Below are 18774 nucleotides of genomic sequence, written 5' to 3'. Positions count from 1 at the left end.
ATGCATACTCGACGATGGGGGTGAAATATTTTGATACGAAATCGCCCTTTACGGACATGTACGTAGCATTGGGGGGCAACAACCAGAATATCCTCCGTTTCGACATGGCCCAGAACGTTACGTCCCGCTGGAATGTAGGGTTTGACGTACAGCGGTTTACGTCACAAAAACATTTTGGGACCACCGGCAATAACGACCCGTACAAGCTGCTGGCTCAGAACTGGGGGTTCTTACTGCATACCAACTATCGTTCTAAAAATGACAAGTATACGCTGCTGGCTCATTTCAACAACATGAACCACAGCCTCGACGAACAGGGAGGCTTACTACCGGGGCAGACTGCCGACGGAACCCCGATTATTTTTAACTATAACGGCGATTCGCGTTTGCGGAGCGGCAGTACGTCCGTTCAGGGGCCACACGGCTGGGAGATACGTAACGGCTTGCATGGTTATCATCAATACGTGCTCGATAAAGGGTTTCAGCTTTACCATCGGTTTGACTATCGCGTTCAGAAAAATTTTTATCAGGATGATCAGTTGGCGCTAAATCAATCCGTTACGTTACCAGATTCTGTTGTAGAGCGATTTTATCATACCAACACGCTCGGCGATACGTCTCGCCTTGAACAATTAACCCGTTTTCGCCTGTTGGAGAATCAGTTTGGCCTGAAGGGAGTTGCGCAGTACAAAGCAGCTTCGTTTAATTACCGGGCCTATCTGCGAATCCGGAATTATAATCAGAATACACGCTACAACACCTCCAACACAAATTACAATGAGTATGACATACCGCGTACCGAAACGTTTGTAGGTGGATGGTTAGGCTACTACTTTCCCGACAGCCTGTCGCAGGTGACAGCCGAACTCGAATATCAGATTGGGGGCGGGTATCGGTTGCAGGGACAGTTCGACAGTAAGTTTCTGACCGCTGGGTATTCGTCCATGTTTGTCAATCCGACCCTGTTGCAGGAGCGCTTTCAAAGCATGATTTATCTGTGGCGAAACAACTTTAGTTTACGAGGCTACAACCACGCATTCGGTAAACTGAACCTGCGGTATAAACAACTGCGGATTGAACCCGGAATTGATTACTACCTGCTAAGCAACTACATTTATTACGATACGGCGGCTGTTGCCCGGCAGGCATCCGGTTCGTTTAGTGTCCTCAGAACCGGTCTGGGTTATCATCTTCAGTTTGGTAAGTTTTTGCTGGCTGGGCAGGCATATTACACCGTTCAGTCGCGATCGGATATTCTGCGAACGCCCCCATTTTTTATAAACGCCCGCTTGCAGTATGAGTTTCTGTACGCTAAAGTGCTATACATTCAGGCCGGGATTGATTTGCATTACAAGTCATCTTACTACGCTGATGCGTACATGCCGCTGACGCAGCAGTTCTATATCCAGAATCAGAAACAGGTGGAAGGATACGTATTGGCTGACCTCTACGCCAATTTGCGCGTTAACCGAACCCGCCTGTTTGTGAAGCTTACGCATGCGAACCAGGGCGTGTTTGCGCCGGGCTACTTCGTCGCCCCAGATTTTCTGCAGGTTCGCCGGGGATTTGCGTTTGGTGTCGATTGGTATTTGTTTGATTAAAACAGGTAGGATACCGCTGTTTTGTGCTTATTTAATTGCATAAAGTAACGTCCGGCTTTCTTGATTTTCGAGCGTATATAAACAAAGCTCGATTGCGTGTTTAACGGAAAAGATTTTTCTCAACCAACCTATAAATTAGTTTTTGAATGGACCCATTTCAGATTAAAAAAGCACCCACCCAATACGACGTTGCCATTGTTGGCTCAGGTGCCGGGGGCGGTATGGCCGCTTACACACTGGCGAAAGCCGGCGCCAAAGTTGTGCTTCTGGAAGCAGGGGGCTATTTTGACCCTGCCGATCCAAAGTATATTACCCAACTGAAATGGCCCTGGGAATCGCCACGGCGTGGTGCCGGTACCACGCGGGCCTTTGGTGATTTCGACGCGGCCTGGGGCGGATGGGATATTGAAGGAGAGCCGTATACAAATGTTAAAGGATCTGACTTTCAATGGTTTCGTTCTCGTATGCTCGGCGGACGTACCAACCACTGGGGACGTATTTCGCTACGTTTCGCTCCAGACGACTTTCGGCGCAAAAGCATGACCGGCGTTGGAGAAGACTGGCCCATCAGTTACGATGATATTAAACCCTTTTATGATCGTGTCGACCGGCTTATTGGTGTTTTTGGTTCTGTCGAAAACATGCCCTCCGAACCGGATGGTATCTTTCTGCCTCCGCCAAAACCACGTTTGCACGAATTGATGATTCGGAAAGGGGCACGTAGCATCGGAATTCCGGTTATTCCTTCACGACTGTCGATTCTGACGAAGCCAATCAATAACGAACGGGGTTCGTGTTTTTACTGTAGCCAGTGCGGGCGGGCTTGTCAGGCTTATGCCGACTTCTCGTCTTCGTCGGTTCTGGTGAAGCCTGCTATGAAAACGGGTAACGTAACGCTCATTAACGGCGCTATGGTGCGCGAAGTGATGACTGACCCCTCAACCGGACTGGCCACGGGCGTTAGCTACGTAGATACCGCTACGTTGCAGGAAATAACCATTAAAGCCAAATCGGTTATACTGGCCGCAAGCGCAGGTGAAACGGCACGGTTATTACTCAACTCCAAGTCAAGCCGCTTCCCGACTGGGCTAGCCAATAGTAGTGGCGTTGTCGGAAAATATATTAACGATTCAACGGGTGCATCGCGGTCAGGGTTTATCCCCGCGCTGATGGACCGTAAACGCTATAACGAAGATGGCGTTGGCGGTATGCACGTCTTTACCCCCTGGTGGCTCGATAACAAAAAACTGGATTTTCCGCGTGGTTATCATATCGAATACTGGGGCGGTATGGGTATGCCTGCTTATGGCTTCGGCTGGGGAATCGAAGGTATGAACAGCATTATTCCCGGGCGTAACGGTAAGATGAAAACCGGTGGTGGGTATGGAGCCAGTTTGAAAGACGATTATCGGCGGTTCTACGGAGCCTATATCGGCATGGCAGGGCGAGGTGAACCCGTACCACTCGAAAGCAATTACTGCGAAATCGACCCGAACGTAGTGGATAAATACGGTATTCCTGTGTTGCGATTTAACTATAAATGGTCTGATTATGAGATTAAGCAGGCCAAGCACATGCAGGATACGTTCGAGGAAATTATCCATGCTATGGGCGGAATTGCTTTAGGCGACAAACCCAGCGCAGCGAACAATTACGGCCTGGCAGCCCCCGGCCAGATCATTCACGAAGTGGGAACGGCCCGTATGGGTAACGATCCGAAATCGTCGGCTTTGAATAAATACCAGCAGGCGCACGACGTGAAAAATTTATTCGTGGTGGATGCGGCACCGTTCCCCTCACAGGGCGATAAGAACGTAACGTGGACAATTCTGGCGTCTTCAATGCGTACCAGTGAGTATTTAATTGACCAAGTCAAACAAAAAAATATTTAACCTTCGAACCCGAAGAACTATGAAACGTAGAGATTCCTTAAAAGCCCTCTCGCTTACGGGTTTCGGCCTGGCTGTTACTCCCGTCGAAGCCGCCGTTCCCGCACCACCTGATACCAAACCGCTGAAAATTCCGGGTGGACGGCAAAAGTTTGAAGCCGAGCGTGACGCCAAACTGATGGCGGAAAAGTTCTTCACCCCGCATGAATTACAAACCGTTACGGTGCTTTCAGACATTATCATACCCGCAGACGAGCGTTCGGGAAGTGCATCGCAGGCAGGTGTGCCCGCTTTTATCGAGTTTATGATGAAAGATCAGCCTCGTAATCAGACGCCTATGCGGGGTGGCATTAAATGGTTAGACAATACGTGTGTCAAGCGCTTCGGGAAGCCATTTATTCAGTGCACGAAAGCGCAGCAGATTGATATGGTAGAGCAGATTGCTTACCCGAGCAAAGCAAAACCCGATATGACCCAGGGAGCAGCATTTTTTAGTTTAATGCGTAACATGACGGCTACGGGCTTCTACACCAGTCAAATGGGTATTAAGGATCTTGGTTACGTTGGGAACGTCCCGAATCAATGGGATGGGGTGCCTGATGATGTGCTAAAACAGTATGGCTTAGCCTATGAGGAGAGAGAACTAACCCAGGGCAAGTAAGTAAAAAAGCGACAGAGGCATTCTGTCGCTTTTTTATTTTTGATCGCACCTATTTAATCGTGTGTGTTTTCTGAACGGAGATTAAAAATATAAAAATTATATACGCTTGATCATTAAGTGATTACCATTTATTCACTAACTTTTCCGTTGACTACGCTATCTTTCCCTCTTTTTTTCTAGTACTTTTACATCCCGTAACGACCAAAACAGGTTTCACACATGGCGGCTACGGGACCAAAATCCGCGAAATATATTTTTGTTACAGGCGGAGTAACTTCATCACTTGGCAAAGGCATCATTGCTTCTTCATTAGCCAAACTTCTTCAATCACGGGGATTATCGGTAACGATTCAGAAATTCGATCCGTATATCAATATTGATCCGGGAACACTCAATCCTTACGAGCATGGCGAATGCTACGTAACGGACGACGGCGCCGAAACAGATCTTGATCTGGGGCACTACGAGCGTTTTTTAAATCGCCCCACATCGCAGGCGAACAACATCACTACGGGGCGTATTTACAATAACGTAATAACCCGGGAGCGTCGGGGGGATTTTCTTGGTAAAACCGTTCAGGTTGTCCCGCATATCACCGACGAGATCAAGCGGAATATTCGGCTGCTGGGCGAAACGGGCGAGTACGACATTGTCATCACTGAAATTGGTGGGTGCGTTGGTGATATAGAATCATTACCCTTTGTTGAAGCCGTTCGTCAGTTAAAGTTTGAACTCGGAGAACACGATACGCTTGTTATTCACCTGACGCTGGTGCCTTATCTGCAGTCGGCGGGCGAGCTGAAAACGAAGCCTACACAACACTCGGTTCGAATGCTGCTTGAAAACGGCGTTCAGCCCGATATAATCGTCTGTCGTACCGAGCATCCATTACCCCAGGAAATTCGTCGAAAAATTGCTCTTTTCTGCAACGTACAGGTAAGTTCAGTCATCGAAGCCATTGACGCCGAAACGATTTACGACGTACCACTACTCATGCAGAAGGAACGCCTGGATCAGCGGGCGCTCTACATGATGGATCTTTACAACGACAAAGACGCGGAACTGGATAGCTGGAAAGCGTTTTTGGGGAGACTTAAAAATCCAGGCGACACGGTACGTATTGGCCTGGTTGGCAAGTATGTTGAACTTCATGATGCGTACAAGTCAATTGCTGAGTCATTTATTCATGCTGGAGCTTCCAATGAGTGTAAAGTACAGCTGGAATGGATTCAGTCCGAGACACTTGTCGATGAGCATCATTGTGCTGAAGTGCTGAGTCAGTTGGATGCGGTATTAGTAGCACCGGGCTTCGGCGAGCGGGGTATTGAAGGTAAAATCAATGCGGTACGTTACGTTCGCGAAAACAACATTCCGTTTCTGGGTATTTGCCTGGGTATGCAAATGGCTGTTATCGAGTATGCGCGGCACGTAATGGGTATTGAGGATGCCCATTCAACCGAAATGGAGCCACATACGCCTAACCCGGTTATCAGCATGATGGAAGAGCAAAAAAACATCACAGATAAAGGCGGTACCATGCGCTTAGGGGCTTATAGTTGCAAACTCAAACGCGATTCGCTGGCGCATAAAATTTATGGAAAACTGCAGATTAGTGAGCGCCACCGCCACCGCTATGAATTCAATAACGATTATTTGGAGGCTTTTGAAAAAGCGGGCTTACGTCCAACGGGTATAAATCCGGATACGGGGCTGGTCGAAATTGTTGAACTAAATAACCATCCTTGGTTCGTGGGCGTACAGTTTCACCCGGAACTAAAAAGTACAGTGATGAATCCTCATCCATTATTTGTGCAGTTTGTACGGGCGGCCCTCAACTTTAGTCAACAGAAGAAAGTAAGTCCGGCATCTACATCCGATATATCAACCGCCCGTGTAGAAACTGTCGACGCGGTTGATTAACCCACCAGATTGCCGTAATTTTGTAAAAAAAAGTCGTCAGTCGACAGTCACTGGCCGTTAGCAAATAGTTTCGTTCACTAACGACCAGCGGTTGTCGACTGACGACTACAAACTAAATGGATCGTAATCAACTTATTGGCATCCTCCTGATTCTGGCGATGCTTGTCGGCTATCAGCTTCTGGTGCCAAAGCCCGCACCTGAAAAAGAACCGGCTCAACAGACACAAACAACCAAGCCGAGGACTGCTTCTGGTGCTGCGGCTGCTATCGATAAAGCTACTCAACCGCTTGACTCGGCCGCTGCTCAGGCAAAATTTGGCGATTTTGCCACGGTTGCCACTGGTGAAGCCCGCGATATTGTTATTGAAAATAAAGATATCAAAGTAACATTTACAACGCAGGGCGGACGCGTTAAAGAAGTTCTTCTGAAGAATTACAAAACGTATGATCGAAAGCCGCTGGTTTTGATCGATGAACAAAGCAGCCAGACCCTTCTGGAATTGCCAACGAATCGTGGTAAAGTCGATCTGCACAAACTTTATTATCAAACCAATGCTCAGAATGCATCCTTAAGTGGACAGCCGCAGCAGATTGTGTTTCGGGCTGAGGTTGCTCCCGGCGAATCAGTCGAGCAGGTCTACACAATCCCGGCGGAGGGATACGTATTGGATTACGACCTGAAGCTCAATGGACTGAACAATACATTAGCCAATGGCGACATCCGATTCTTCTGGGAAGATAAGATGAAGCAGTACGAGAACGACCTGTTGAATAACCGCCGGGCCGCTACGATTAACTACCTTACTGCCGACGAGAACTTCGAGAATCTAACCGAAGGAGAAAGCAACCAGGAAACTACCCTCGAAGAGCCAATCCAATGGTTTACCATCAAGCATAAATATTTTCTCTCCGGGTTTATTGCTAAGAATGGGCCATTGCCCAAAGCCGATTTTAAAACACTGGTCAACCCAGCTGATACCAACGTAGTAAAAACGGCTGTTGCTGACGTTACGTTGCCGATCGCTGACGTAAAGGCGGGGAAGGGACAGTATAAGTTTTATTACGGCCCCAACGACTTTCAATTACTGGGCGACGTAGCCCCCGAATTTGACCGGAATGTGTACCTGGGCTATTCGATTCTGAAGCCAATCAACAAATATTTCTTTGTGCCGGTCTTTAACTTCCTGGGTAAGTTTATTGCCAATAATGGCCTGCTGATTATTGTACTGGTTGTTTTCGTGAAATTACTGCTGACGCCACTGACTTATAAGTCATACGTTAGTATGGCCAAGATGCGCGTACTGGCACCCGAAATTAATGAAATAAAAGAGCGCGTTGGTGATGATATGGCCAAACAACAGTCTGAACAGATGAAGCTGTATCAGGAAGTGGGCGTTAGTCCGCTCAGTGGTTGTGTTCCTGTTCTGGCTACCATGCCGATCCTGTTTGCGCTGTTCATGTTGTTCCCAAACCTGATTGAATTGCGGCAGAAATCGTTTTTATGGGCCAATGACCTTTCAACCTACGATGCCTTTATAACGTTTCCAACGATCCCGTTTGTCGGTAGTCATTTGAGTCTGTTTACCGTTCTGATGACAGCCTCCTCAATTGCTTACGCTTACTATAACAACCAGACGACGCCCACGCAGCCCGGACCGGTGAATATGAAAGCGTTGAGCTACGTATTCCCGCTGATGTTTATGTTCGTGCTAAATTCCTACCCAGCTGGTCTGACGTTCTATTATTTTGTTTCGAACGTAGTAACAATCGCACAGCAACAACTCATTCGTCGGTTTGTCGACGAAGATAAAATTAAAGCCGTGCTGGATGAAAATCGCAAGAAAAATGCGTCTGGCCAGGGTAAGAAACCTGGTGGTTTTCAGGCTCTGTTACAGCGTCAGCTTGCGGCTGCTGAAGATGCCCGCAAACAAGCTGAAGAAGCTCAACGACGAGCTAAACAAAAAAAATAAAGCACAATGTCTACTGGATTATGTAACGATATAAACCTATAAACGTCAATACTATCAGACATTTTTCAGCAAACATTGTTTAACACAAAAGCAACGCATTAGCGTTGCTTTTGTGTAGTAACCCCGACAAACATGAATGGTAGGTTTTATGGATTCAAGCTGGTGCTAATTTGTGTAGTGGCTCTGTTGAGGTATCAATCAGCCATGGCTCAAATAGCACCGGATGTACAAAGACGGTATAGTACGGCCGTTAAATCGGTGCAGGCCGGCGATTACGAACGGGCAAAAGCCGATTTAAATCCAATCATACAGCAGCGAGGACCTTTAGCCCCCTATGCAAGTTATTATTATGCGCTCGCGGCTTTCAGGCAGCGAAACTTTAGTCAGGCGCGCCTGAGTGTCCGACAACTGATTGAGGGTTTTCCAAACTGGCGTAAAATGGACGAGGCCAATTATCTTCTGGCGTCTATCAGTATGGAAACCGGACAATATGAGGATGCTTTTGCCTCGTTGCAAAAAATTGGGGATCCGGCGTTACGTTCTGACGTAGCCAAACTCGAACAGAATTTCCTGCCGCGTATAACCGATTTGAATCGCCTGAAACAATTAAATAAGACATTTCCCGCCAACCGGAACATTGGTCTGGCATTGATCGATTTAATTCAGCGGTCATCCAGTGATAAAGACGACCTTGAGCTCTCTGATCGACTAACAAACCGGTTTGGTGTACCGGGTACGGCTACAAATCAACCTGTTGGATCAACTACGGGTAAGCCTTCGCCCGATCGTCCGGACGTACCAATGGCCTCCCCAACTCGAAATAATCGACAAAAAGGGTATTATAACGTTGCTGTCATGTTTCCTTTTCGTCTGGATGAATTTGATCCGGAGAAACGAATACGTTCAAACCAATACGTATACGATCTATACGATGGGATTAAAATGGCTAAAAATAAGCTACAGGAGGAAGGGATTACGGTCAATCTATTTGCTTATGACCTCGATAATGACGCTAATAAAACCCTTGAACTAGTCAACAATCCTGCCTTTTCTCAAACGGACCTGATCATCGGCCCATTGTATGTAGAACCGAATCGGATTGCGTCAGCTTATGCGAATCAGAATAACATTTTACTGCTGAATCCGATTGCGACCAGCAGCGAACTGGTAGCCAATCAGCCGTTATCGTTTTTAGCTCAACCATCGGTTAACCAACAGTCAAAAAAGGTTTCCGAATTGGCCCGTGGTTTACCAGGAGGCCGTCGAGCGGCTATTTATTTTGGTACGTCCCGTAAAGATTCTTTGCTGGCGGCTGCCTATTTAAGCGAATTAAAACGCCAGAATTACCAGGTACTTGATTATCGAAAAGTGAGCGGTAATGCGCAGATGATGGCTGATGCTATGCAAATGACCGGAATTGCCACACCCGCTAAATCGCAGAGTGCCGTAATTTCGGCTACGCCCATTACGCTAAATCACGTTTTTTTCGTCAGTAGTAATGATAGCGATGGAGCCCGTATGCTCGAAGCATTAAGCCGACGGAAAGTGAGCGGTGCATTGATTGCTACGTCATCAGCCTTTAATTTTTACCAAAATTCGCTGTCAACATTTAACCGTCGGGGTTTATACTTGCTATATCCAGATTTTATTGATCCAACGCGAGAGCCTGTGATTGAATTTGATGAGCAGTACGTAACAAAACGGAATACCATTCCATCCGTATTTGCGAGTGAAGGGTATGATATGATGCTCTTTTTTGGCCGTCAAATGGCTAAGAATGGCGCATTACTACGTAATCGGGATAATCTCCGGTCCGATACAGACGACTATTTGTCTTCAGGATTCGACTACACCCAAAGTAATGAAAACCAGATCGTACCAATTGTCAAATACGAAGATGGGCGGTTTGTTAAAATCAATTAGCAATGGCACGAATGTGTGATTAAGTGCAGGGCTGACATAAACTTAATTCGCCAGACGGTATTCACTTAATCAGGCCTTTGTGCATTCGCGCATTTTATATGACAACGAGCGAGCAATTATTTGAGAAAGCAAAAACGTTGATTCCTGGTGGGGTAAATTCGCCAGTGCGCGCGTTTCGGGCTGTAGGTGGTAGTCCACTGTTTATTAAGTCCGCTAAAGGGCCTTACATCTACGATGAGGACGGCCGGCAGTACATCGAGTTGATTAACTCGTGGGGCCCGATGATTCTGGGCCATGCCTTCGAGCCCGTAGAAAAAGCCGTACGCGATGCTATTCAGCATTCTTTTTCCTTTGGCGCACCAACACGGAAGGAAGTTGAGATGGCCGAACTGATCATAGAGATGGTGCCATCGGTTGAAAAAGTACGTATGGTCAATTCAGGGACAGAAGCGACGATGGCGGCAATACGGGTAGCACGGGGATTTACCAAACGAGACAAAATCATAAAATTCGAAGGGTGTTACCATGGCCACGGCGATTCGTTTTTGATTGCGGCTGGCAGCGGAGCCATGACCATGGGAATTCCTGATAGTCCGGGTGTAACGAAAGCGACGGCCGCTGATACGTTGACGGCCCCTTACAACGATCTGGCTTCCGTAGAGGCATTATTTATCAATAATCAGAATCAGGTGGCAGCTGTTATTCTGGAGCCTGTCGTTGGGAATATGGGGTGCGTATTGCCCGAGGCTGGTTTTCTGGAGGGAATCCGTGCTCTCTGCGACAAATACGGTGCTCTATTGATTTTTGATGAAGTAATGACGGGTTTCCGCCTGGCGAAAGGAGGGGCTCAGGAACGTTTTGGCATTACTCCTGACCTGACTACAATGGGCAAAATTATCGGTGGCGGTATGCCCGTTGGTGCATATGGGGGACGTGCAGACGTAATGAACGTGGTGTCGCCGGCTGGCCCTGTTTATCAGGCTGGAACCCTTTCCGGCAATCCAATCGCTATGTCGGCAGGACTGGCTATGCTACGTTATCTGAATGAAACCCCTGACGTGTACACGCGCCTGGAAGCTATCGGCAAAAAACTGAACGACGGTTTCCGGGAGACACTCGTGAAAAATGGGCTGAATTATACCATCAATCACATCGGGTCGATGTTTACGCTCTTTATGACCGGGCAACCGGTTCTGAATTTTTCAGATGCCAAATCATGCGATCTGCCTTTATTCGGACGGTATTTTCATGCCATGCTTGATCGAGGTGTCTATTTAGCTCCCTCGCAGTTTGAAAGCCTGTTTTTATCCGTAGCGCTGACCGATGAACTGGTAGAGCAAATCATTCAGGCCAATGAAGAAAGCCTCCTGGAAGCCATTTCCTGATGAATGACGTAGTATGAAGCGTAAGAAATACGGGGCTCTTAATTAAGGGCAAACAGAGTTACTGTTCATTTTACTTTCCCGACTGACCATGCATTATTCCGTCATTATTCCCGTCTATAACCGCCCTGACGAACTGAGGGAATTACTGGGTAGTTTAACGAAACAGACGTACCAGAACTTCGAGGTTTTAGTGATTGAGGATGGTTCGAGCAAAAGAGCGGACGGGGTAGTGGCAGAATTTGCGTCTCAACTCGACATTCGGTATTTCTACAAAGACAACTCCGGCCAGGGTTTTACGCGTAACTTCGGTTTTGAGCGGGCCAAAGGTGACTATTTTGTTATTTTCGATTCCGATGCACTGGTACCCCCGCATTATTTTCAGGTGGTCAACGAACGTCTAACCGTGCAAACGCCAGCACTTGATGCATATGGCGGACCTGATAAAGCGCATCCCGATTTCACGCCTATTCAGAAAGCGATTAGTTATTCAATGACTTCGCCATTCACGACCGGAGGAATTCGCGGTAGTAAAAAAAACTTAGGAGGAACGTATCATCCCCGAAGTTTTAACATGGGGCTGTCGCGAAAAGTATGGGAAACAACGGGTGGATACCGACTAAGCCGAATGGGAGAAGACATTGAGTTCGCCATCCGAATTATTGAAAACGGCTACCGGACAGGCTTAATACCAGAGGCTTTTATTTACCATAAACGTCGTACAAACTTTGGTCAGTTTTTTCGACAGCTCCGTTTTTTTGGTCGTGCACGGATCAACATCTCCCGTTATTACCCCGCTGAACTGAAACTTGTCCATACGTTTCCGGCTCTGTTTACTGTATTTGTGATTTTAATTCCCATTTGGGCCCTCATTAGCCCTTTTTTATTCGCACTATCAGCAGGCGTGTTAACTTTATGGGCAATCCTTATTCTGATTGATGCAACTCGGAAGGAAAACAGCCTGAGTGTGGGTTTATTAAGTGTCGAGGCCGCATTTGTCCAACTAATCGGGTATGGCGCAGGGTTTCTGAGCGAAGGTTGTAAGCGACTGACAGAACCGAAGAATTTTCGGGAAACAGGCGCTACGATTGAATACCCTTCCTGAAATTCGTTACATTTATAGACGTTGCTTGTTCAGGCTATCATAGTATAATGAAGCCGGACAGCCATCCGTTAATAACGTAATCAACTACGGTCAACCGCAATGACAAAGCTTTCAAAACCTCCAGGTCAACGATTAGTCAAACGCATGAGTACCCGGACTAAAGGGCTTATTGTAGCGCCAATTGGCTTATTGCTGGTGAGCGTTGGTTTATGGGTGTTGAATGAAGCTATTTATATCCGACATACAGGTGCCCCCTTTCGTCAGTGGTTTCTATGGGCAGTTTATAGTCTGATTTTGGTGAATGGTGGTTTACTGTTGTTTGGGCAGGCTGTGCGATACCGTGCGCAATTGGATTATCGCCGATTTGTACGCAGAGAACTCAAAAAACGGGATCGTGAGTGGACCCGGTTGCTTCAAAAACGCAAAACCTCGCCGGGTAAAAGCGAGGTTAAGTAATAAGCTGTATACGCTAAAAACTCAATTCTTATTTTGCCGCTTTCTTGTCAGCAAACGAAGCTTTGATTGCTTCAACATCTACATTCTTAATCGTCGGTTTACGCAGCAATTGTTTAATTGCGTTCGTTTTATTGTTGGCGATAGCCCGATTCCGACGAGCTTTCCGTTTTAACTCTGTTACTGCCATGATTATATCTTTTTACTAAGCCGGTTCAATTTGGAGCGCTTAAGCGATCAGACCGCAAAAGTAATGTTTTTTACGAACAAAGTAAATGAAAAGGCTAACTTTTCGGACTGGTTTGTAATTTTGTGGCATGCAAAAACCGACTTTACCGAAAGGAACTCGTGATTTTGGGCCTGAACAGATGCGTAAACGGCTCTTTATATTTGATACCATTCGCCAAACCTTCCAACGCTTTGCTTTTCAGCCACTCGAAACTCCCTCTATGGAAAATCTGTCTACCCTGACAGGTAAATATGGAGAGGAGGGTGATCAGCTTCTCTTTAAAATTCTTAATTCCGGTGATTTTGCCGCTTCTCTCACAGAGTTGGATATTGCAAATGGATCGAAAAAATTAACGCCAAAAATTGCAGAAAAGGGCTTACGATACGATCTGACAGTTCCCTTTGCCCGTTACGTAGTGATGAACCGGAATGTACTAACAATGCCGTTCAAACGCTATCAGATGCAGCCTGTCTGGCGAGCGGATCGTCCACAGAGAGGCCGTTACCGGGAGTTTTATCAGTGCGACGCCGACGTAGTGGGTACGGACTCTTTGCTTTGTGAGGCAGAAATCATTCTGATGATCCATGAAGTAATGGGTAATCTGGGTATCACAGATTTTACGGTAAAGATCAATAATCGCAAGATTCTGACTGGTATTGCCGAGGTAATTGGGGCGCCGGGTCAGGAGGGCCAGCTAAGCGTTGCTATTGATAAACTAGATAAGATTGGCCAGGAAAAAGTAGAAGACGAACTGCGTGAACGCGGTTTCTCTGACGAAGCGATTGAAAAGCTACGAGCTATTTTGTTTTTCAATAATACTGTTTCTAATACCATCTGGAATCAGCTCGACGAGACTGTTGGGGCCTCGGCAACTGCTCAACGAGGTATAAATGAGCTTAAAGAAACACTTCAATTAGTGGATGATTATGGATTAAAAAACAGTAAGATAGAGATCGATCCAACTCTGGCACGTGGACTTTCTTATTATACAGGAGCCATTTTTGAAGTAAAAGCTAACGGTGTTAGTATTGGCAGTATTAGTGGTGGTGGACGATACGATAATTTGACGGGCGCGTTCGGTATGCCTGGCTTGTCGGGGGTAGGGATTTCATTTGGTGTGGATCGGATTTACGACGTAATGGAGGAACTGAACCTGTTTCCTCCTGATACTGGACAAGGTACGCAAGTGCTGATTACACCGCTCGACGCTGAAGCTCGTCGATCGGCTTTGCCATTACTAAACGAACTTCGAGCAGTTAACATTAGAGCTGAACTTTATCCTGATCTGAACAAGGTTAAAAAGATGCTCGATTATGCCAATGCCAAAGCTATTCCCTTCGTTGTTCTGATTGGCTCCGAAGAAGTACAGACTGGACAGTTTTCGCTGAAAAATATGCTGACAGGGGACCAGATAAAAGCAAACCGTAGCGAGATTATCCGGAGGGTGCTGGCTTAAAATATGTCACTACGTTTACATACAGTGGGTGTAAACGTAGTGACATAACCTGACTAAGCCTGCTCTGCGGCCACGACAGCCGCCCGATAGGTGGGATCACCTAAAGCGGCTACGTCACCTACAACAATAATGGCTGGGTTTCCTACACCCGCTTCGGCCACTTTCTCAGCAATATCATTAACGCGCCCCGTAACAACCTGTTCCTCCGGGAGCGTACCGTTTTGAATAATGGCGACAGGTGTTTCTGATTTGCCGTTGTCTCCAAAAACAGTCATGATCTCGGCAAGTTTGTGCATTCCCATCAGCACCACTACGGTAGCTGACGACTGGGCAGCTAATTGTAAGTCAGACGATAACTGCCCGGCTTTTGTAGTTCCCGTAACCACCCAGAAACTTTCCGAGATTCCCCGCGTCGTTAGTGGAATACCGGCTGAAGCGGGTACCGCATAACTACTCGAAATGCCCGGTACAACGTCAGTTATAATACCGTACTGACGGGCAAACTCAATTTCCTCATACCCTCGTCCGAATACGAACGAATCTCCACCCTTCAGCCGCACTACGTGGCCGTATTGATGGGCGTAGTGCACAATTAGTGGATTAATGTCCTCCTGTACGCAGGAGTAGGCACCACGCCGTTTACCAACGTAGACTTTAAGGGTGTCAGGACGGCAATGGTCAAGCAGAACAGGATGAACAAGTGCGTCGTACATTACCACATCGGCTTGTTGTAGCGCCTTTATTCCTTTTACCGTTATTAAGTCCGGATCGCCCGGTCCGGCTCCTACAAGCGTCAATTTCATCATAAAGAAAGAAGGATGAATGAGAATGATACACTCTTTTCAGTTATGCAAGCGCAATTCGTCATGCCCCATTCATTGTTTTCATTAGCTATCCTGCGCCTGCGTTAACTCCTGCAGTTCGGGAAGGCCTTCAACCTCAATTTGTAATTCCCGATAAGACTGAACCGCTTGCAGAAAAGATTCAGCCTGAGCAACGAACCGACGGGCAAAAGCTTCTGAAGGCTCTTCTTTATTTATGCTGAAAACCAGAGTTTTGAACTCACCTTCGGTCTTGTGAAAATCCGTTTCGCCGGCAAACGTTTTATCGAAATCACTAACAATGCCGTGTTGCGTGTTAGTGGGTATATCGCGACTCATCAGAGCAGCTTTCGCACTGGTAATAAACACATTATAAGCGTGGTAAAGTGCGTCGGCCCAGCGGCTTTCGGATAAAGCTTCCTGTGCCCAGCCCAGCTTTTCATCAGCCTCGGTAAGTGTGGTAGCTACCAGGTCGATTAGGACACTGGCGCACTCACCGATTCCCACCTCGGTGACGTATTGCTCGGTATGATCCCAGTCAATATAATCACTGTCAACCAAGGTTTTCAGATCAGCCAGAGGTTTCAACAACTGGTAGAAATAATTTTTACCCTGACGTGCGTAGTAATCGCTATAGTATTCACCATCAAAGGCGTTGGCTTCAAAATCACGTAGCAGATAACGTAGTGAATCCGGCCCACGCTTAGCAGGTATTTTAATGACTTTATCCGCAATTAACCCTTCACCTTTGCTGTTAAAACCTCCGCCTAGTAAAACCTGTAAGGCTGGTAGTACGTATGCCCCATTTTTCAGCGAAGAACCGTGATAACCAATATTGGCTACTGAATGCTGTCCGCAACCATTCATGCAACCAGAAATTTTGATCTTGATGTCATCGTTAAAAATCAGATCAGGAAACTCATCCTGCATCATTCGCTCCAGAGCCCGCGTAATGCCATAGCTGCTTGAAATCGCAAGATTACAGGTATCCGTACCAGGGCAAGTCGTGATGTCGGCTGTCGTGTCGAAGCCGGGATTCGCTAAGCCTAACGTATTAAGAGCCTCATAGACAGCTGGTAAATCTTCAGGTTTTATAAACCGTAGTAAATAGCCCTGATTGACCGTTACCCGGATGTCATCCGCTGCATATTGCTTAACGATCTTTGCCAGCGCCCGTGCCGTATCGGAAGGCATATCACCCAACAGAACGCGTAATTGTACGGCATACCAGCCTGTCTGTTTCTGCTCAAAGACGTTTGTTTTCTGCCAGAGGGCATAGCCTTCACTATCTGAAACTGGTGCGGCAGGAGCATCCAGACGGGCTGTCGGGGGAGCGGCAAATAACGGATTGACTGACGTATCGTCAATGACATAAGTTTTGGAGCGCAGGGCAGGAGTTTCATCCGCAATCCGACGTAACAATTCCTCGAGACCAATGTCATTAAGCAGGTATTTCATTCGGGCTTTGTGTCGTTTCTGCCGCTCACCGTATCGATCGAACACGCGGATAACGCCCTCAATGAATGGAATGACCCGATCTTCTTCCAGAAACTCAAAGGCTGTCTGCGCCGAAAACGGTTGAGCCCCCAGTCCTCCACCCAGCATCACTTTAAAGCCACGCTGGCCATTTTGCGTTCGAGCTACCAGCCCAACGTCGTGCATGTAGCCGTAAGCTGAATCTTTCTCGCTTGACGAGAGCGAAATTTTGAACTTCCGCCCCATATCCTGACAGATCGGATTGCGGAGAAAATACTCAAAAATGGCATGAGCATAGGGCGTAATATCGAATGGCTCGTCGGGGTCGATGCCGGCACGGGCAGAGCCTGTTACGTTCCGAACGGTATTGCCACAGGCTTCCTTGAGCGTAATGCCGGCGTCTTCCAGATCAGCCCACAACTGGGGAGAATCTGCCAGCTTTACAAAATGGAGCTGGATGTCCTGCCGGGTCGTTGCATGTAAATTACCTGTAGCGTATTTATCCGATAAGTCGGCAATACGAATCAGTTGATCAGCCGTTATACGTCCGTGCGGCAACTTGATACGGATCATTTGCACGCCCGGTTGCCGTTGGCCGTAAACCCCTCGTGTAAGTCGAAACTTACGGAAGGCTTCGTCAGCTATATCACCCTGACGAAAGGAATTTATTTTCTGCTCAAGATCAGCGATGTCACGGCGAGCGGCCTTGCTTACATTATCGGTTAGATAGATAGACATAAGGTATATTGTCTATAGAATTAATCAACTATTGTATTAAAACGAAACGCTGGAATGCCCAGTGTCTGTCTGTCGATTTATTACACAATATTAACTAATTAACTAAGGTTAAGATTCAACCTATCCCCAACTTATGGTTATGGACTATAAGGAATGGTTATAGACAGAGCCCTATTTTCTCATCTATGCCACACAATACAGAAACATTACACCGGTTGCTTAGTTAACCTGATGTAGGCAGACGGGCCTGAAAACAGGGATTTGTTACTGATCAGGTTTAGTAAAAATAGTTGATGAATTTAACAGGACGCGTGAAAAAGGAGAACTTTGCCGTATATTAACGCGATTTTCGTACGTATCATCAAAACTGCTATTTATATTTAATTAATTTTTAACTGACAAAACTATGAAAGTACGTTTTTCGCATCTTGTTCAAACTGGTAGTGGGTTGATTGCCTTATTGTTCATGTTGGTCGTTTCCTGTAAAGGGCCGGAGGGGCCACAGGGACCGCAAGGGCCAGCCGGTCCAACAGGTGCTACAGGAGCAACAGGACCTGCCGGGGCTAGTGGTGTAGCCGGAGCAACGGGACCAATGGGCAATGCCAATGTTGTGTATACAGACTGGAAACCAATCGATGTGAGCGGAAACTTTTTCGTGAACCCCATTACCAAAGAAGTTACTTTATCCCCTGCCAGTACAGCCAGTTCTTTATTGACTAAAGATGCGATCGATAAAGGGCTCATTTACATTTACTACAAATTTGGTAGTGTTCAGTCTACTACGGCTCCTCAATCCTTTACGCTCGCTGAACGTATTTCTCAAAGCGGTAATGTATCCCAGGGCTACGCCAAAATCCCAGGGCGTACAACCAATTTGATAGATGACTACGTTACATATCAGGTAGTTACAGATAATTTGGGCGAAAATTACTTTTCTCCTAAAATCATCTTCCCAAGTGCTATATACAATCCGAATATTGACGATTATACGGGTATTACGGGCCTGATCGATCAGCCGGTAAGCGTTTACCGGACCATGTTTGCTACGTTGCCGCAGTATCGAATCATGGTTGTAGCAGGAAGCGTTAAAAGCGGTCGATTGGCAGCGGTCGATTATAAAGATTATGCCGCTGTTAAACAAGCCTTCAAC

At 46.8% G+C, this 18774-nt stretch carries 14 protein-coding genes; 11 read left to right on the top strand and 3 right to left on the bottom strand.

The window, feature by feature from the left end:
• The 9 genes from ACOJS8_RS07150 to ACOJS8_RS07110 form a co-directional block, all read left to right on the top strand.
• Nucleotides 1–1601 (top strand): putative porin (locus tag ACOJS8_RS07150; RefSeq protein ID WP_420147853.1); only part of this gene is annotated, 1601 nt, incomplete at its 5' end.
• 146 nt (nucleotides 1602–1747) lie between these two features.
• Nucleotides 1748–3493 (top strand): GMC family oxidoreductase, encoded by a 1746-nt coding sequence (locus ACOJS8_RS07145; RefSeq protein ID WP_420147852.1) that lies wholly within the window; start codon nucleotides 1748–1750, stop codon nucleotides 3491–3493.
• Nucleotides 3494–3512: 19 nt separating this feature from the next.
• The gene (locus tag ACOJS8_RS07140; protein ID WP_420147851.1) at nucleotides 3513–4151 is read left to right on the top strand and encodes a gluconate 2-dehydrogenase subunit 3 family protein; all 639 of its coding nucleotides are present in this window, start codon (nucleotides 3513–3515) and stop codon (nucleotides 4149–4151) included.
• Between the two features lie 219 nt (nucleotides 4152–4370).
• Nucleotides 4371–6071 carry a CTP synthase gene (locus tag ACOJS8_RS07135; protein ID WP_420147850.1) on the top strand — a complete coding sequence of 567 codons (1701 nt, stop codon included), beginning with the start codon at nucleotides 4371–4373 and terminating at the stop codon, nucleotides 6069–6071.
• 116 nt (nucleotides 6072–6187) lie between these two features.
• Nucleotides 6188–8041 carry a membrane protein insertase YidC gene (yidC, locus tag ACOJS8_RS07130; RefSeq protein WP_420147849.1) on the top strand — a complete coding sequence of 618 codons (1854 nt, stop codon included), beginning with the start codon at nucleotides 6188–6190 and terminating at the stop codon, nucleotides 8039–8041.
• 204 nt (nucleotides 8042–8245) lie between these two features.
• On the top strand, nucleotides 8246–9964 hold the full coding sequence (locus ACOJS8_RS07125; RefSeq protein ID WP_420147848.1) for a tetratricopeptide repeat protein: 1719 nt from the start codon (nucleotides 8246–8248) through the stop codon (nucleotides 9962–9964).
• Nucleotides 9965–10062: 98 nt separating this feature from the next.
• Nucleotides 10063–11349 carry a glutamate-1-semialdehyde 2,1-aminomutase gene (hemL, locus tag ACOJS8_RS07120; RefSeq protein WP_420147847.1) on the top strand — a complete coding sequence of 429 codons (1287 nt, stop codon included), beginning with the start codon at nucleotides 10063–10065 and terminating at the stop codon, nucleotides 11347–11349.
• An 88-nt stretch (nucleotides 11350–11437) separates the two neighbouring features.
• Entirely contained in the window at nucleotides 11438–12451 is a 1014-nt protein-coding gene (locus ACOJS8_RS07115) for a glycosyltransferase (RefSeq protein WP_420147846.1), read from the top strand.
• A 144-nt stretch (nucleotides 12452–12595) separates the two neighbouring features.
• A complete protein-coding gene (locus tag ACOJS8_RS07110; protein WP_420147845.1) occupies nucleotides 12596–12907 on the top strand; it encodes a hypothetical protein in 312 nt (103 codons plus the stop codon).
• Nucleotides 12908–12935: 28 nt separating this feature from the next.
• On the opposite strand, the gene ACOJS8_RS07105 is transcribed toward ACOJS8_RS07110, so the two are convergent.
• A complete protein-coding gene (locus ACOJS8_RS07105; protein WP_420147844.1) occupies nucleotides 12936–13094 on the bottom strand; it encodes a hypothetical protein in 159 nt (52 codons plus the stop codon).
• 127 nt (nucleotides 13095–13221) lie between these two features.
• Between ACOJS8_RS07105 and hisS the strand changes: the two genes are divergently transcribed.
• Entirely contained in the window at nucleotides 13222–14589 is a 1368-nt protein-coding gene (gene hisS / locus ACOJS8_RS07100; RefSeq protein ID WP_420147843.1) for a histidine--tRNA ligase, read from the top strand.
• Between the two features lie 53 nt (nucleotides 14590–14642).
• Here hisS and cobA read toward each other — a convergent pair whose 3' ends face one another.
• Complete coding sequence (gene cobA, locus ACOJS8_RS07095) at nucleotides 14643–15392, bottom strand: uroporphyrinogen-III C-methyltransferase (protein ID WP_420147854.1); 750 nt, start codon at nucleotides 15390–15392, stop codon at nucleotides 14643–14645.
• Between the two features lie 84 nt (nucleotides 15393–15476).
• Nucleotides 15477–17624, bottom strand: a complete 2148-nt coding sequence (locus tag ACOJS8_RS07090; RefSeq protein ID WP_420147842.1) for a nitrite reductase — start codon at nucleotides 17622–17624, stop codon at nucleotides 15477–15479.
• 406 nt (nucleotides 17625–18030) lie between these two features.
• Between ACOJS8_RS07090 and ACOJS8_RS07085 the strand changes: the two genes are divergently transcribed.
• A partial coding sequence (locus tag ACOJS8_RS07085; protein ID WP_420147841.1) for a collagen-like triple helix repeat-containing protein occupies nucleotides 18031–18774 on the top strand: 744 nt, incomplete at its 3' end.

The organism is Spirosoma sp. (assembly GCF_048594605.1).
GTDB lineage: Bacteria > Bacteroidota > Bacteroidia > Cytophagales > Spirosomataceae > Spirosoma.
This window is presented reverse-complemented; position numbering and strand designations above follow the sequence as displayed.

What these genes read in the sequence shown, in the direction of transcription:
- ACOJS8_RS07105 (WP_420147844.1), bottom strand. Translation starts at nt 13,094, where the DNA reads ATGGCAGTAACAGAGTTAAAACGGAAAGCTCGTCGGAATCGGGCTATC.
- yidC (WP_420147849.1), top strand. Translation starts at nt 6,188, where the DNA reads ATGGATCGTAATCAACTTATTGGCATCCTCCTGATTCTGGCGATGCTT.
- ACOJS8_RS07125 (WP_420147848.1), top strand. Translation starts at nt 8,246, where the DNA reads ATGGCTCAAATAGCACCGGATGTACAAAGACGGTATAGTACGGCCGTT.
- ACOJS8_RS07135 (WP_420147850.1), top strand. Translation starts at nt 4,371, where the DNA reads ATGGCGGCTACGGGACCAAAATCCGCGAAATATATTTTTGTTACAGGC.
- cobA (WP_420147854.1), bottom strand. Translation starts at nt 15,392, where the DNA reads ATGAAATTGACGCTTGTAGGAGCCGGACCGGGCGATCCGGACTTAATA.
- ACOJS8_RS07110 (WP_420147845.1), top strand. Translation starts at nt 12,596, where the DNA reads ATGAGTACCCGGACTAAAGGGCTTATTGTAGCGCCAATTGGCTTATTG.
- ACOJS8_RS07140 (WP_420147851.1), top strand. Translation starts at nt 3,513, where the DNA reads ATGAAACGTAGAGATTCCTTAAAAGCCCTCTCGCTTACGGGTTTCGGC.
- ACOJS8_RS07090 (WP_420147842.1), bottom strand. Translation starts at nt 17,624, where the DNA reads ATGTCTATCTATCTAACCGATAATGTAAGCAAGGCCGCTCGCCGTGAC.
- hemL (WP_420147847.1), top strand. Translation starts at nt 10,063, where the DNA reads ATGACAACGAGCGAGCAATTATTTGAGAAAGCAAAAACGTTGATTCCT.
- ACOJS8_RS07115 (WP_420147846.1), top strand. Translation starts at nt 11,438, where the DNA reads ATGCATTATTCCGTCATTATTCCCGTCTATAACCGCCCTGACGAACTG.
- hisS (WP_420147843.1), top strand. Translation starts at nt 13,222, where the DNA reads ATGCAAAAACCGACTTTACCGAAAGGAACTCGTGATTTTGGGCCTGAA.
- ACOJS8_RS07145 (WP_420147852.1), top strand. Translation starts at nt 1,748, where the DNA reads ATGGACCCATTTCAGATTAAAAAAGCACCCACCCAATACGACGTTGCC.